The following is a 15,230-nucleotide window of genomic DNA, read 5'->3' as shown; positions in this document are numbered from 1 at the left end:
TCGATTCGCCGCCGGCCTATCCGACGTCAAGTTTGTGTCGTCCTGGACATCCGATAACAAGCGCCGGGCGGTCCCGAAAGGCCGTCCGGAGGTTCCGCCGTGATTTGCCGGCGAGTGTGTCCGGCGCACCCTGCGATGGTCAGGCCGCCGCCTCGTCCGCCTGCTCGCCGGAATCGTCCAGTCCGAGCTCCTTCAGCTTGCGGTACAGGGTCGAGCGCCCGATCCCCAGTTTCCTGGCCATTTCGGTCATGTGCGACCGATAGTGGCCGAGCGCGAAGCGAATGGCCTCCTCCTCCAGCGCCGCCAGGGTCCGGACGTCCCCGTTCTCGTCCAGAAGGGTCATGCGGCTCGGGTCGCGAAGTTCGATGACGGGGGCCGGCGGCTCCTCCGCGGCCCGGGGCTGCGGCGGCGTCATGCCGTACACGGACGGCGCGAAGACGGGCGGCGCCGCCGGCGGGACGCGGATTTCGAAGCCGTCCACTTGGGCGGCGATCTGCGGGAACTCGTCCAGCGTCAGCTCGTCGCCATCGCAGAGCACGACCGCCCGGAACACGGCGTTCTCCAGTTGCCTGACATTGCCCGGCCAAGGATAGCTCGAAAGCAGCGCGGAGGCTTCAGCCGTGATGCCGCGCAGGCGCTTGCCCTCCTCGGCGGCGAAGCGGGCCATGAAGCGTCGGGCCAGGTCCGGTACGTCCTCGCGGCGGCCGCGCAGGGGCGGGATCGTGATCGGGAAGACGTTGAGGCGGTAGAACAGGTCCTCGCGGAAGCGGCCCTGTTTCACGGCCTCGATGAGGTTGGCGTTAGTCGCGGAGACCAGCCGGACGTCGACCTTCACGGTCTTGCGGCCGCCCACCGGGTCGACCTCCCCCTCCTGGATGGCGCGCAGCAGCTTCACCTGCGCGTCCAGCGGCAGGTCGCCGACCTCGTCGAGGAACAAGGTGCCGCCATTGGCCTCGACGAACTTGCCGACATGGCGCTCGGTCGCGCCCGTGAACGAGCCCTTCTCGTGGCCGAACAGGATGGATTCGACGAGATTGTCCGGGATGGCTCCGCAGTTCACCGTGACGAAGGGCTTGCCGCGGCGTTCGGACGAGCCCTGGATGGCGCGCGCCAGCAGTTCCTTGCCGACGCCCGACTCTCCTTCGAGCAGCACCGGGATGTTGGACTTGGCGGCGCGCTCGCCCAGCCGGATCACCCTGGCCATCTCGGGGCTGCGGGTCACGAGGTCCTTGAAGGTCAGCGTGCCCTGGGCGTGACGGTTGATCCGTCGGATCTCGTCCTCGAGCGCGCCGGTGCGCAGCGCGTTCTTGATCGACACCGCCAGCCGCTCGGCCCCGACCGGCTTGACCACGAAGTCGGATGCGCCGGCTCGCATGGCCGAGATCACCGTTTCGATCGATCCATGCGCGGTCTGCACGATGACCGGGACCGCCTTGCCGGCCTGCCGCAGCCGGGCCAGCACGCCCATGCCGTCCAGATCGGGCATCACGAGGTCGAGCACGACGATGTCGATCTGGTCGCCTTCGGGGCCGGTCAGGATCTCCAGAGCCTGCTCGCCGCGTTCGGCCATCCGGGTCGAGTAGCCGAGGCGGTTGATCATGCTGTCCAGGAGGCGACGCTGAATGGGATCGTCGTCTACGATCAGTGCCGTGGTTGTCATTCCGCGCCTTGCGTCTCTGTCCCGTTTCGACGCAAACGATGGGGCTTGTCGGTAAACGCCTCTTTAACGGCGCGCGAAGCGCCTGCGGGCCATTGATCGAAGCGCGGCAGCCTCGATATGTGGTAGGCAGCCTGCGCTCCCGCCAACGTCATCCGGTGAATCATGCCCGTCCTTCCGATCCCGCCCCGTTCCGCGTCCGCGTCGAGGTCCTCCGGGGCCGCACTCGGCGGGCTGCCCGAGTGGGACCTGTCGGACCTGTATCCGGGAATGGACTCCGCCGAGTTCGCCGGCGACCTCGGTAGGGCGGAGAGCGACTGCAAGGCCTTCGCCGACCAGTATCGCGGCAAGCTCGACGCGCTGATCTCGGGCGCCGAGCCGGAGACGGCGCTGCACAAGGCGATTCAGCGCTACGAGGGCATCGAGGACCGGCTCGGCCGCGTGATCTCCTATGCGGGGCTGATCTATGCCGGCGACACCACGGACCCGAAGCGGGCGAAGTTCTACGGCGACGCCCAGGAGCGCCTGACCGCGGCCTCGTCGGACCTGCTGTTCTTCCAGCTGGAGCTGAACCGCCTGGACGACTCGCGTCTCGACGCGCTCGCCGCCAAGGCGCCGCTCAGCCATTACCGCCCGTGGCTCGAGGACATCCGCAAGGAGAAGCCCTACCAGCTCGACGACAAGCTGGAGCAGTTGTTCCATGAGAAGTCAGTCAGCGGTCGGGCGGCCTGGAACAGGCTGTTCGACGAGACCATCTCGGCGCTGAAATTCACCGTCGCGGGCGAGGAGCTGACCCTCGAGCCGACCCTGAACAAGCTGCAGGACGCCGACGGCGAGGTGCGCAAGGCGGCGGCCGACGCGCTGGCGGCGACGCTGACGTCGAATCTGCGGATCTTCACGCTGATCACCAACACGCTGGCCAAGGACAAGGAGATCGCCGACCGCTGGCGCGGCTTCGAGGACGTGGCCGACAGCCGCCATCTGTCGAACCGGGTGGAGCGCGAGGTCGTGGACGCTCTGGTGTCGGCCGTTCGGGCCGCCTATCCGAGGCTGTCGCACCGCTATTATAGGCTCAAGGCGAAGTGGTTCGGGGTCGAGGCGCTGAACTTCTGGGACCGCAACGCGCCCCTGCCCAAGGTCGAGCAGCGCACCATCGGGTGGCCGGAGGCGCGCGACACGGTGCTGGACGCCTATCGGGGATTCTCTCCGGAGATGTCGGAGATCGCGCGGCGCTTCTTCGACGGCCGCTGGATCGACGCGCCGGTCCGGCCCGGCAAGGCGCCGGGCGCCTTCGCGCATCCGACCGTGCCGTCGGCCCACCCCTATGTGCTGCTCAACTACCAGGGCCGGCCACGCGACGTGATGACGCTCGCGCATGAACTCGGGCATGGCGTGCACCAGGTCCTGGCGGGCCCGAACGGGGCCCTCATGGCGCCCACGCCGCTGACGCTGGCGGAGACCGCCTCGGTGTTCGGCGAGATGCTGACGTTCCGGGCGCTGCTCGCCAAGACCCAGGACCAGGCCGCCCGCAAGGCGATGCTGGCCTCCAAGGTGGAGGACATGATCAACACGGTCGTGCGCCAGATCGCCTTCTACAGCTTCGAGCGCGACGTCCACACCACCCGGGCGGGGGGCGAGCTGACGGCCGAGCAACTGGGCGAGATGTGGCTGAAGGTGCAGGCGGAGAGCCTGGGGCCGGCCATTCGCCTGGGACCCGGATACGAGACCTTCTGGGCCTATATCCCGCACTTCATCCATTCGCCCTTCTACGTCTACGCCTATGCGTTCGGCGACTGCCTGGTGAACTCGCTCTACGGCGTCTACGAGAAGGCGGCGGACGGCTTCGCGGACCGCTATCTCGCCATGCTGGCGGCGGGCGGGACGAAGCACCATACTGAGCTCCTGGCCCCCTTCGGCCTGGACGCTCGCGACCCCGCTTTCTGGAGCATCGGGCTCAACCTCATCGAGCAGATGATCGTGGAGCTGGAGGGCATGGAGTAGGCCGGGGGCGAGCCGCGACAACCTGCCGGCCCTGCGAGGGCGAGCCGCAGCGCCGACGCTGTCGACATGGCGCGCCCAACGCCCCATATCTCGCCCATGGCTGAACGAGATGACGAACGGAACCGGATGTCCGCCCGCGTGTCGCGCTATGCGCGGGTGGGGGCCAATGTGGGCGGAGCGGCGGCGCGCATCGCCGGGGCGCGCCTCTTCGGGCGCGAGACGGAGAAATCCAACGCCGCCCTGCTGGGGCAGGCGCTGGGAGGGCTGAAGGGGCCGATCATGAAGGTCGCCCAGCTGATGGCGACCATCCCGGACGTGCTGCCGCCCGAATACGCCGAGGAGCTCTCCAAGCTGCAGAGCGAAGCGCCCCCGATGGGGCCGGCCTTCGTGAAGCGACGCATGATGGCCGAGCTCGGTCCCGACTGGCAGAGCCGGTTCGGCTCCTTCGAGCTGCGGTCCTCCCACGCGGCCTCGCTCGGGCAGGTGCACAAGGCCACCGCCAAGGACGGCTCGCGGCTCGCCTGCAAGCTCCAGTATCCGGACATGCAGTCCGCCGTGGAGGCCGACCTGCAGCAGCTGGAAATCCTCTTCGCCCTGCATCGGCGCATGGACCCGGCCATCGACACGCGCGAGATCTCCAAGGAGATCGGCGCCCGGGTCAGGGAAGAGCTCGACTATCGCCGCGAGGCGAAGAATGCGGCGCTCTACGCGATCATGCTCGCCGACGAGCCGCAGGTCCGGGTTCCCGCGTCATGGCCGGAGCTTTCGACCGGACGGCTCCTCACCCTCGACTGGCTCGACGGCGAGAAGATGCTGAGCTTTAAGCAGCACTCGCTGCCCGAGCGCAACCGCATCGCGACCGCGATGTTCAAGGCGTGGTGGACGCCCTTCAGCCGCTTCGGGGTGATCCATGGCGATCCCCATCTGGGCAACTACACGGTGTTCTCGGAGGGCGGCGAGCCGCAGGGCATCAACCTGCTCGACTATGGCTGCATCCGCATCTTCCCGCCGCGCTTCGTGGGAGGCGTCGTGGACCTCTACCGGGGGCTCCTGGAAGGCGACGAAGCCCGGGTCGTCCACGCCTATGAGACCTGGGGCTTCAAGGGCCTGACGCGCGAGCTCGTCGACATCCTGAACATCTGGGCGCGATTCATCTACGGCCCGCTGCTGGACGACCGCGTGCGGACCATCGCCGACAAGGTGAGCCCCGCCGAATATGGCCGGCGCGAAGCCTTCACGGTGCACAAGGCCCTCAAGGAGAAGGGCCCCGTGCGGGTGCCGCAGGAGTTCGTGTTCATGGACCGCGCCGCGATCGGGCTCGGCGGCGTGTTCCTGCATCTGGGCGCGGAGCTGAATTTCCACGCCCTGTTCGACGAAGCCATTCGCGACTTCTCGCTGGCGGCCGTCGAGCGCCGACAGGCGGAGGCGCTCGCCAAGGTCGGCCTCGAGCCGACCTGACGGGCGCGGGCCGCGGCGCGAGGCTCACTGCCTCGCCAGATCGGCCAGCAGGCTCGCCGCCACCGTCAGCTTCGACAAGGTTAGCCCGGATCCGGCGATGGTCTCGACGGACTGGACGATCCTGTCGAGCGAGGGACCGCGGCGGCGCGCCCATTCGTCGACCGCGGACACGCCGTCCGACGGCCCGATCGCGGCGACTTCGCTGGTCAGCGAGCGGTGCGCGCTCTCGATGGTGGCCAGGGCCCGGTCGAGCGCCAGCCGGTCGTAGTAGTCGCCGGCCGGGATGTCCTGCGCGGCCGCCATCAGGGCGCCGAGCCGGAACCGGCTCGCCACGGCGAAATGGATGGCCGCCACCTCGGCGACCGGCCGCCCCGACTTCTCCGCCACCACCACGATGTCGGGCGCGGCCTCCAGCGCCGGCAATGCGGCCAGCCGCTCGGCCAGGTCGGACGGCGTCCCGGCGGCCGAGAGGGCGTCCGCGCGCCGGCGGATGGCCTCGTGGCCCGCCTGGTCCAGCGCCGAATCGCGCGCCGCGTCGATCGCCGCCACGCCCGAGCGGAACCGGCCGATCACGGCGTCGAGGGTCTGGGACGTCCAATCCACGTGGCGGATGAACCAGACCATGCGCGACAGCAGGAGATCCTGCACGGTGCGGTAGAGCTGCAGTTGCAGCTCCCCAGGGATCTTTCCGTCGAGGGCGTCGATGGCGCCGTTCAGGGCGATGAGGTCGTAGCTGTCGCGCGTCGCCGCATAGGCGGCCGCGATCGTGGGGGCGTCGGCCCCGGTCTGGTCGACGAGGCGCGTCACCACGGTCGAGCCGCCGCGGTTGATGATGGCGTTGGCGAGCTGGGTCGCGATGATCTCGCGGCGCAGGCGATGATGCTCCACCGCGTCCGGGAACCGGTCGACCAGCATGCGGGGGAAATAGCGCACCAGCTCGGTGGCCAGATAGGGATCGTCCGGCACGCGGCTGTCCAGCAGCGCGTCGTGCAGGGCGAGCTTGCTGTAGGCGAGCAGCACGGCCAGCTCTGGCCGGGTGAGCGTCTCGCCGCGGCGGTCCCGCTCGGCCAGGACGGCCTCGTCGGGCAGGAGCTCGACCGTCCGGTCGAGCTGGCCGGCCGCCTCCAAGGTCTGCATGAGGCGCCGGGCGAAGCCGAAATCCTCGCGACCGCGGGCCTGCGAGAGCGAGATCGCCAGGGTCTGCAGATAGTTGTTGCGCAGCACGAGGCGACCGACGTCGTCGGTCATCTCGGCCAGCAGCGCGGAGCGCGCTTCGGCGTCGAGCCTGCCATCCCCCGCCGGGACGGCGAGCGCGATCTTGATGTTCACCTCCACGTCGGAGGTGTTCACGCCGGCCGAATTGTCGATTGCGTCCGTGTTGAGCCGGACGCCGCGCCGGGCCGCCTCGATGCGGCCGAGCTGGGTGACGCCCAGATTGGCGCCCTCGCCGATGACCTTGACGGCGACATCCGTCCCGGCGATCCGGATGGCGTCGTTGGCCCGGTCGCCGACCTGGTCGTCCGTCTCGCCGGTCGAGCGCACATAGGTGCCGATGCCGCCGAACCAGAGCAGGTCGACCTTCGCCTTCAGGATCGCCTTCATGACGTCCGCCGGAGTGGCCTCGGCCACGTCCAGGCCGATGGCGGCGCGGGCCTCGGGCGAGAGCGGGATCGACTTCAGGGTGCGCGGGAAGACGCCGCCGCCGGGGGAGATCAGGGCCTTGTCATAGTCCTGCCAGGACGAGCGCGGCAGGTCGAAGAGGCGCTGCCGCTCGGCCAGCGAGCGCGCCGGATCCGGATCGGGATCGATGAAGATGTCGCGGTGGTCGAAGGCGGCCAGCAGCCGGATCTGCGGGGACAGCAGCATGCCGTTGCCGAACACGTCGCCCGACATGTCGCCCACGCCGACGACCGTGAAGGGCGTGGTCTGGATGTCGACGTCCATTTCTCGGAAGTGCCGTTTCACGGCCTCCCAGGCGCCGCGGGCCGTGATGCCCATCTTCTTGTGGTCGTAGCCGACAGAGCCGCCCGACGCGAAGGCGTCGCCGAGCCAGTGATGGTGCTCGATGGAGAGAGCGTTGGCGATGTCGGAGAAGGTCGCCGTGCCCTTGTCGGCCGCCACCACCAGATAGGGGTCGTTCGGGTCGTGCCGGACCGTGTCGGCCGGCGGCGCGATGGCGTCGCCGACTATGTTGTCGGTGAGGTCCAGCAAGGTCCCGACGAATTCGCGATAGGCGGCGACGCCTTCCGCCATCCAGGCCTGCCGGTCGGAGGGCGGCGGCAGCCGCTTGGCGACGAAGCCGCCCTTGGCGCCGACCGGCACGATGACGGCGTTCTTGACCTGCTGCGCCTTGACGAGGCCCAGCACCTCGGTGCGGAAGTCCTGCCGCCGGTCCGACCAGCGCAGGCCGCCGCGCGCCACCTTGCCGAAGCGCAGATGAACGCCCTCGACGCGGGGCGAGTGGACGTAGATTTCGTAGAGCGGGCGCGGCAGCGGCAGCTCTTCCACCTTGCGGCTCTCGAACTTGAATGCGATCGGGATGCGCGCCTTCCCGTCCGGGCCCAGCTGGAAGAAACTGGTGCGGACCGAAGCCTCCACCAGATTGACGAAATGGCGCAGGATCCTGTCCTCGTCGAGGCTGTCGATGGCCGACAGCCCCGCTTCCAGGCGGCCCCTGATCTCGGCCTCGCGCCCGGCGCGGCCGGCGTCGGCCTCGGGGCGGGGATCGAAGCGGGCGTAGATGAGTTCGACCAGCATCGCGGCGAGCCCGGCGTGCCGCGCCAGAGTGGTCCACATGTAGTCCTGGCTGAAGGGGACGCGCGCCTGCTGCAGGTAGCGCGACAGCGTGCGCAGGGCGGCCACGTCGCGCCAGCCGAGCCCGGCCTCCAGCACCAGGGCGTTGTAGCCGTCCGACTCGGCCAAGCCCCGGAACAGCGCCATCAGGGCGGCTTCGAGCTTGGGCCGCAGGCCCTCCACGTCGATCTCGCCGCCCTGGAAGCGCTCCAGCGCCATGTCGTGCAGCCAGACCCGCGCCGTCTCGGGCGCGCCGTCCGGCAGCACCCGGTAGGTCCTCTCGTTGAGGACCCGGAAGCCCATGTTCTCCAGCAGCGGCACGCGTTCCGACAACGGCAGCGGCCGGCCATAGGTGAACACCTTGAGGTTCACCCGGGTCGCCTCGTCGGCGTCGCGACGCTCGACCCGCACGGCGCGGGGCGCCTCGTCCGAGAGGCGCTCGATCACGGCGATGTCGGCCATCGCCTGGGCCGCGCCGAAGGCTTCGCGGTAGGCGGCCGAGAAGGCGTTGGCGAAGCGTCCCGCCAGCGCGCGGGCGCGGCTGCCCTCCAGGCTGTCTCCGAGGGCGTCGCTCAGCGCGTCGCCCCAGGTCCGCACGACGGCGTTGACGGCGTCCTCCAGGTCGGCGCGGTCCACGACGGGCGTCTTCCCCTCGTCGCGGCCGATGATGTAGTGCGTGCGCGCCAGCGGGCCTTCCGGATAGGCCGGGTAGGCGGCCGACAGGCGTCCCTTGTAGAGCTGCGCCAGAAGCTGCCCCACCCGCACGCGAACCTGCGTGTCGTAGCGGTCCTTCGGAATGTAGACGAGAACTGACACGAACCGATCGAACCGGTCGAGGCGGGCCAGCACGCGCACGCGCGGGCGCTCATACAGGGTCAGGATGTCGGTGGCGAAGCGCAGCAGCTGGTCGACGCCGACCTGGAACAGCTCGTCGCGGGGATAACTCTCCAGCACGTTCAGAAGGGCCCGGCCCGAATAGCTGGCGGGGTCGTAGCCGGCGCGGCGGATCACCTGGGCCACCTTATGGCGCACATAGGGGATCGCGCCCGTGGTCTCGGTGTAGGCGGAGGAGGTGAACAGGCCGACGATGCGCAGCTCGCCCGACAGAAGCCCGTCCTGGGTGAAGAGCTTCACCCCCACATAGTCGAGATGCACGCGGCGGTGGACGCGTGACTTCACGCTCGCCTTGGTGACGATCAGCGGCACCGGCTCCTTCAGGAAGGTCCGGATCTCCGGCGTCATGGCCACGAGTTCGCGGCCGCGGCGCAGCACCTTCACGGCCGGGTCGGACAGGATGCCGAGCCCGCTGCCCTCCACCGGATCAGCCGCGACGTCGCCCTCCGGCATGCGGTACTCGCGGACGCCCAGCAGGGTGAAGTTGTCGGCCGCCAGCCAGTCCAGGAAGGAGACCGCCTCGGCGATCTCGTCGCTCGGGAGCGGCGGCGGATTGGTCTTGTAGGCGTGGATGACTTCGGCGATGCGGCCCCGCATGGGGGCCCAGTCCCGCACCGCGACGCGGACGTCCGAATAGACCTTGGCGAGCGCCTCCGAGAGGCGCTGCTTGGCCTCCTCGCCGTCCAGCCTGTCCAGATGGACCTGGATCAGGCTCTCGCGCCGCGTCCCGGTCTGGCCCCCGGCGAGGGCCTCGCCGGCGAAGCGGACGAGGCGTCCGTCCGCGCCCCGCTCCACGGCCACGATCGGGTGGGCCACGAACCGGATCTCGACGCCGCGATCCGTCAGCTCCGCCAGCGTGGAGTCCAGCAGGAACGGCATGTTGTCGTTGACGACCTCCAGGATGGAGAGGTCGCGCTCATGCCCGCCCACCACGGCCCGCCGATCGGTGATGCGGATGTCCTCGCGGCCCGACTGGCGCGGCGCGCCCAGATGTTCGAAGGCGCTCACCGCAAAACGAGCGAGATCCTCGGGCGAGTAGAGCGCCAGGTCCTCAGGAGAAACGCGCGAATAGAGCGCTTCGACGAACGACGGCGGCACGCCCTCGGGCCCGCTCGGCCCAGTCGGCGGAAGCGCGTCGACGATCGCGGATACGAGGCCTTGGCGAGCGTCGCGGTCGCGCTTCAGCATGACGGTTTCCCCCTGATTCCGGCGCATTGCGGCGGCGCCGCTGGTCGGGCCATGCTAGGCACGGTTGTGTCGCGACACCATGACGTATTTGGGCTTTCGGGGAGATGAAAATGGCGAAAGACAAGCCGAAGGCGGGGGAAACCCCACGCCGCCAGGACCTCGCCGAGAGGGTCACGGCGCTGGACCTGCCCCAGGCCGATCTCTCGCCCGGCATGGCGGCCACCTTCGACAAATGCATGGAGAAGATCGGGTTCGTGCCCAACGTGCTGGCCGCCTATGCGCACGACATGGCCAAGCTGGAGGCGTTCGCCGGGTTTTACAACGAGTTGATGCTGGCCCCCTCCGGCCTGTCCAAGCTGGAGCGCGAGATGATCGCGGTGGCGGTCTCGGCGGAGAACCGGTGCTTCTACTGCCTCACCGCCCACGGCGCCGCCGTACGGCAGCTCTCGGGCGACCCAGCGCTCGGCGAACTCATGGCGATGAACTGGCGGGCGGCCGACCTGTCGCCGCGACACCGAGCCATGCTGGCCTTCGCGGTGAAGATGACGCGCGCTTCGTCGGAGATCGTCGAGGACGACCGGCAGGCGCTGCGGGACGCCGGCTTTGGCGAACGCGACATCTGGGACATCGCGGCGGTCGCGTCCTTCTTCAACATGTCGAACCGCATGGCCTCGGCGGTCGACATGCGCCCCAACCCCGAATACCACGCCCACGCCCGCTGAGGCCGGCTCCGCCCCCCGCGCCAGGGGAGGGCGGAGCTGTCCGGTTCAGCCGATGGCGCTCTGCATCAGGCGTGTGAGGCGCCGGGCGAAGGCGGCGGCGTCGGCCGGGGGCTGCCCTTCGGCCGCCCGCGCCTGGTCGAGCAGGAGATGCGCGGCGTCCTGCACGATCTCCTTGTCGCCGCCCTCCGACAGCCGCTCGGCGAGGCGCGACACCAGCGCGTGCCGGGGGTTCAGCTCCAGCACGGGCTTGGTCGCCTCCGACAGCTTTCCATGCGCGGCGAGGAGCCGCTCGAGGCCGCGGTCCGGGCCGTGTTCGCCGGCCACCAGGCAGGCGGCGCTTTCGGCGAGGCGGCTGGACGCCCTCACGTCGGACACGTCCTCGGCGAGCTCCTGCTTGACGAAGGCCAGCAGGGTCGCGACCCCGGCGGACACGTCCTTCTGGTCGGCCTCGGTCTCGCCCTCGGCCAACGGCACGGCGGAAATGTCGGCCGCGCCCTGGGTCACCGACTTGAACGGCTTGCCGTCGAAGCCGAGCGCGTTCTGGACCCAGAACGCGTCGACCGGATCCGACAGCAGCAGCACCTCGATGCCGCGGGCCTTGAAGCCTTCCAGATGGGGGCTCGCCTCCAGCCGCTTGGCGTCGTCGCCGACCAGGTACCAGATGTCCGTCTGGTTCTTGCGCAGCTCCGCCACATAGGCTTTCAGCGAGCGGCCGCCTTCGGGATGCTTGGAGGTGGCGAAGCGGGCGATGCCGAACAGGGCGTCGCGGCGTTCGTAGTCCTCGTAGAGGCCCTCCTTGAGGACCGGGCCGAACGCCTTCCACACCGCCGCGAAGGTCTCCGGCTCCTTGTCGGAGAGCTTGTCCAGCTCCGAGAGGATCCGGTTGGTGACGCCCTTGCGGATCGCCGTCAGGATCGGGCTCTCCTGGATGGTCTCGCGGGAGAGGTTGAGCGGCAGGTCGGACGAATCCACGACGCCCGAGACGAAGCGCAGATAACCGGGCAGGATCTCCAACTCGTCTGAGATGAACATCCGGCGCACATAGAGCTTCATCCTGCCCTTGCGGAGCGGGTCGAACAGCGCCATCGGGGGCGTGGAGGGCACGAAAGCCAGCACCGCGTATTCGTGGCGGCCTTCCGCCCGGTAGTGAATGGTCAGCGCCGGGTCGTCGAACTGCGTCGCCACCGCCTGGTAGAAGGACTTGTAGTCCTCCGGGGTGATCTCGCTCTTCGGCTTGGTCCAGATCGCAGCGCCGTCCGCGAGGCGCCGGGTTTCGGTCGCCTCGCCGTCCTTGGCGTCGCCGTCCTCGGCCGCCTTGGGCGCGACCAGGTCCACCGGCACCGGCACGGCGCTGCCGTGCTCGCGGATGATTCGCTCGACCGTGTAGGGCTCCGCGTAGTCCTCGCTGCCCTCGGCGAGGTGCAGCACGACCTTCGTGCCGCGGCGCGGGGCGGCGTCCGTGGGCTCAATGGAATAGGCGCCCTGGCCGTCGGAGGTCCAGAGCCAGCCCTCGTCGGAGCCGGCCTTGCGGGTGAGAACGTCGACGCGCTGGGCCACCATGAAGGCCGAGTAGAAGCCGACGCCGAACTGGCCGATGAGGCGCGAGCCGTCGGTCTTTTCGCCAAGCTGCTCCAGGAAGGCGCGCGTGCCGGAGCGAGCGATGGTGCCGAGCGCCTCGACGAGGTCGTCATGGCTCATGCCGACGCCGTTGTCGGAGACCGTGAGGGTCTTGCCCTTCGGGTCGCAGGTCAGCGTCACGCCGAGGTCGGCGTCGTCGGACAGGAGCGAGCCGTCCTGCAGCGCCAGCGTGCGCAGCTTCTCGCAGGCGTCCGCGCCATTGGCGACGAGCTCGCGCAGGAAGATGTCGCGGTCCGAGTAGACCGAGTGGACCATGAGGTGGAGCAGGCGGGAGACGTCCGCCTCGAAGGCGCGGTTCTCGGTCTTGCCGGCCTGGGCTGGGCCGGCCTGGTGTTCGGATGGGGCTTGAGATGCCGCTTCTGGGGTCGGCGCGCCTGCGTTCGGCGCTTTGGTCTTGGCCACGGTCTGCCTCGTCGCTGTTGAGCCGCTCGGGGGCGGGGCTGGATGGATCGGGCCAAGGGCGCTCGCCCGAACGGATCTGGGGAGCAGGACCTTGGCCGCCGGCCGGATATTGCGGGCGAAAGCGGGAATTTCAAGCGCCCGGCGCCTTGCAGGTTGCGCCAAAAGAAAAGGGCCGCCTTGCGGCGACCCTGAGACAGGGAACTGAAATGGTGGGCCCGAACCCCGTACACCGGGGGGCTGGGGGGCTGATCGATCCGGACGAACCGAGTTCGGGCCCGAGGCAACAGGGAAGATGCTCGACCCGCATCGGGGCGTCCAATTGTCCGCTTCAAGGATTCTTTGTGGCGGCGCGCCGACCTCGAAGCCCTACGCGTCCGCTCGCAACCTTCGCGTTGCATCGCGGCGAAAGCGGCCGTTTCCAAGCCCGTCCGAACCATGCCAGACTGGCGCCTACTGCTCGGCGGACCCCCGCCGCTGACGATGGAGGCGTGATGAGCGAGGTGGACCTGTCGGAACCGCAAAGCGCATCGAGGACGCGCGAGGCTCCCGGGCCCGGCGTCTTCGGCTCCCCGGGTCCGATGCAGGTCGTGTTCGACCGGCACGAGCTGCGTGAGCTGTTCGACGTGTACGGGCGCAAGGTGGCGGAGGGCGAATGGCGCGACTATTCGCTCGATTTTCTCAAGGAGAAGGCCGTCTTCTGCGTCTACCGACGGGCGAACGAGTTTCCGCTCTACAGGATCGAGAAGACCCCCAAGCTGGCGCGCCGCCAGGGCGCTTATGCGGTGATCGCCGCGAGCGGGCTGATCATGAAGCGCGGGCACGAGCTCGCCCGCGTGCTCAACGTGCTGGAGAAGCCGCTTCGGCTGGTGGCCGGCTGACGTGAGACCGCCTTGGGGCCGGCCGGACGCCGTCAGGCGGTCTCGGCCGACCGCTCCACGCCCGGCACGCCGTCCGTGCCGGAGCCGAGACGCCGCTGCATGATCACCTGGTCCAGCCAGCGGCCGTGCTTGTAGCCCACGTCGCGCACCACGCCGGCGTTGAGGAAGCCCAGCGACCGGTGAAGCGCGATGGACCCGGTCGAGGAACTGTCGCCGATGACGCCGATCATCTGCCGGAAACCGAGCCGCTCGCACTCCTCGATCAGGGCCGACAGCAGGGCCCGGCCGACGCCGCGGCCCTGCAGGTCGGGGGCGACGTAGATCGAGTCCTCGACCGTATACCGATAGGCGGGACGCGGCCGGTAGGGGCCCGCATAGGCGTAGCCGAAGATCCGGCCGTCCTCCTCGGCGACCAGATAGGGGAAGCCGGCGCCGAGCAGCGCATCGCGTCTGCGGGCCATCTCGGCCTCGTCCGGCGGATCGATCTCGAACGAGGCGGTCCCGTTCAGGACCGCATGCCGATAGATGGCGGTCAGCTCCGGGAGGTCGCGCGGTTCGGACGGGCGGATAATGGCGGTCATTCAGGGCGGCCCAGAAGCTTGGACGAGGGATGCGGCGCGTCGCGGCGCCACCGCTTGCATACGTCCGGAAAACGGCAGGGTTGCAACAAAAAAGGCCCCGGGAGCATCCGGGGCCTTCTCCTCGCCGATCCTGGGACCGTTTAGTCGTTACGCTGACCCACCAGGGAGAGCAGCATCTGGAACATGTTGATGAAGTTCAGGTAGAGCGACAGCGCGCCCATCACCGAAGCCTTGCCGGCCAGCTCGGTGTCGCCGGCGACGACGTCGTACTCGCTCTTCAGGCGCTGCGTGTCCCAGGCGGTCAGGCCGGCGAAGATGCCAACGCCCACCACGTTGATGACGAACTGCAGCGCGCCGCTGGCGAAGAAGATGTTCACCAGGCTGGCGATGACCAGGCCGAAGAGGCCCATCACCAGGAACGAGCCCATCGCCGACAGGCTACGCTTGGTGGTGTAGCCGTAGAGCGAGAGCGCGCCGAAGGCGGCGGCGGTGATGAACAGCGTCTGGACGATGCTGCCCATCTTGAACACGAGAAAGATCGTGCTCAGCGACAGGCCCATCACGGCCGCGAAGGCCCAGAAGGTCGTCGTCAGGGCGCTGTAGCTCATCCTCTCGAAGCGGAACGAGAGAAAGAACACGAAGCCCAGCGGCGCGAGCATCACCAGCCACTTCAGCGGGCTCAGATAGAGCGCCGCGCCGAAGCCGGTCAGGTAGATGGAACGGCCGATCGGATAGGCGGTCGGCACGGACGACGTGGCGGCCATGTAGGCGCCCAGCGCGACCAGCGCCGAAATCGCCAGGCCCAGCGTCATGTGATTGTAGATGCCGAGCATATAGGCGCGCAGGCCCTGGTCGTACTCGGCCGCGCCAGCCCGGCCGGCGACCGGCCCGAACTGGGAATAGGCGTTGCGATCATAGTTCGACATTTGGTCCTCTCGACGAGCGGATTGCTTCCCCTCCCACCGGTTACTCCGGCAGTTACGAGGAATATGAGGGGCGGCCTGCGGGAAAACAAGAG

9 protein-coding genes are annotated in these 15,230 nt (G+C 69.0%); 4 read left to right on the top strand and 5 right to left on the bottom strand.

Going from position 1 to position 15,230, the window contains the following annotated elements; translation table 11 throughout:
• Positions 1-139: 139 nt before the first annotated feature.
• The gene (locus tag ABEG18_RS19810) at positions 140-1,660 is read right to left on the bottom strand and encodes a sigma-54-dependent transcriptional regulator (RefSeq protein WP_406854763.1); all 1,521 of its coding nucleotides are present in this window, start codon (positions 1,658-1,660) and stop codon (positions 140-142) included.
• 162 nt (positions 1,661-1,822) lie between these two features.
• Here ABEG18_RS19810 and ABEG18_RS19805 point away from each other — a divergent pair, with 162 nt between their 5' ends.
• Both ABEG18_RS19805 and ABEG18_RS19800 read left to right on the top strand, forming a co-directional pair.
• The gene (locus ABEG18_RS19805; RefSeq protein ID WP_406854762.1) at positions 1,823-3,658 is read left to right on the top strand and encodes a M3 family oligoendopeptidase; all 1,836 of its coding nucleotides are present in this window, start codon (positions 1,823-1,825) and stop codon (positions 3,656-3,658) included.
• Positions 3,659-3,754: 96 nt separating this feature from the next.
• Positions 3,755-5,116 (top strand): ABC1 kinase family protein, encoded by a 1,362-nt coding sequence (locus ABEG18_RS19800; RefSeq protein WP_406854761.1) that lies wholly within the window; start codon positions 3,755-3,757, stop codon positions 5,114-5,116.
• 24 nt (positions 5,117-5,140) lie between these two features.
• Here the strand turns inward: ABEG18_RS19800 and ABEG18_RS19795 are convergent, their stop codons facing one another.
• On the bottom strand, positions 5,141-9,991 hold the full coding sequence (locus ABEG18_RS19795; protein ID WP_406854760.1) for an NAD-glutamate dehydrogenase: 4,851 nt from the start codon (positions 9,989-9,991) through the stop codon (positions 5,141-5,143).
• A 110-nt stretch (positions 9,992-10,101) separates the two neighbouring features.
• On the opposite strand from ABEG18_RS19795, the gene ABEG18_RS19790 reads away from it, so the two are divergent.
• Positions 10,102-10,713, top strand: a complete 612-nt coding sequence (locus ABEG18_RS19790) for a peroxidase-related enzyme (protein WP_406854759.1) — start codon at positions 10,102-10,104, stop codon at positions 10,711-10,713.
• 45 nt (positions 10,714-10,758) lie between these two features.
• Here the strand turns inward: ABEG18_RS19790 and htpG are convergent, their stop codons facing one another.
• Positions 10,759-12,618 carry a molecular chaperone HtpG gene (htpG, locus tag ABEG18_RS19785; protein ID WP_406858654.1) on the bottom strand — a complete coding sequence of 620 codons (1,860 nt, stop codon included), beginning with the start codon at positions 12,616-12,618 and terminating at the stop codon, positions 10,759-10,761.
• A 626-nt stretch (positions 12,619-13,244) separates the two neighbouring features.
• Here htpG and ABEG18_RS19780 point away from each other — a divergent pair.
• Positions 13,245-13,631 carry a DUF2794 domain-containing protein gene (locus tag ABEG18_RS19780; protein ID WP_406854758.1) on the top strand — a complete coding sequence of 129 codons (387 nt, stop codon included), beginning with the start codon at positions 13,245-13,247 and terminating at the stop codon, positions 13,629-13,631.
• 32 nt (positions 13,632-13,663) lie between these two features.
• Here the strand turns inward: ABEG18_RS19780 and ABEG18_RS19775 are convergent, their stop codons facing one another.
• Positions 13,664-14,212, bottom strand: coding sequence for an N-acetyltransferase family protein (locus ABEG18_RS19775; RefSeq protein ID WP_406854757.1), 549 nt, complete (start codon positions 14,210-14,212; stop codon positions 13,664-13,666).
• Positions 14,213-14,352: 140 nt separating this feature from the next.
• Entirely contained in the window at positions 14,353-15,138 is a 786-nt protein-coding gene (locus ABEG18_RS19770; RefSeq protein WP_406854756.1) for a Bax inhibitor-1 family protein, read from the bottom strand.
• Positions 15,139-15,230: the final 92 nt, after the last annotated feature.

It is taken from the genome of Alsobacter sp. KACC 23698 (assembly GCF_045348435.1).
Lineage (GTDB): Bacteria > Pseudomonadota > Alphaproteobacteria > Rhizobiales > Beijerinckiaceae > Alsobacter.
This window is presented reverse-complemented; position numbering and strand designations above follow the sequence as displayed.

Bases quoted from the DNA above. Each gene is read 5' to 3' on its own strand.
- ABEG18_RS19790 (WP_406854759.1), top strand. From the start codon at position 10,102: ATGGCGAAAGACAAGCCGAAGGCGGGGGAAACCCCACGCCGCCAGGAC.
- ABEG18_RS19770 (WP_406854756.1), bottom strand. From the start codon at position 15,138: ATGTCGAACTATGATCGCAACGCCTATTCCCAGTTCGGGCCGGTCGCC.
- ABEG18_RS19800 (WP_406854761.1), top strand. From the start codon at position 3,755: ATGGCTGAACGAGATGACGAACGGAACCGGATGTCCGCCCGCGTGTCG.
- ABEG18_RS19805 (WP_406854762.1), top strand. From the start codon at position 1,823: ATGCCCGTCCTTCCGATCCCGCCCCGTTCCGCGTCCGCGTCGAGGTCC.
- ABEG18_RS19780 (WP_406854758.1), top strand. From the start codon at position 13,245: ATGAGCGAGGTGGACCTGTCGGAACCGCAAAGCGCATCGAGGACGCGC.
- ABEG18_RS19795 (WP_406854760.1), bottom strand. From the start codon at position 9,991: ATGCTGAAGCGCGACCGCGACGCTCGCCAAGGCCTCGTATCCGCGATC.
- ABEG18_RS19775 (WP_406854757.1), bottom strand. From the start codon at position 14,212: ATGACCGCCATTATCCGCCCGTCCGAACCGCGCGACCTCCCGGAGCTG.
- ABEG18_RS19810 (WP_406854763.1), bottom strand. From the start codon at position 1,660: ATGACAACCACGGCACTGATCGTAGACGACGATCCCATTCAGCGTCGC.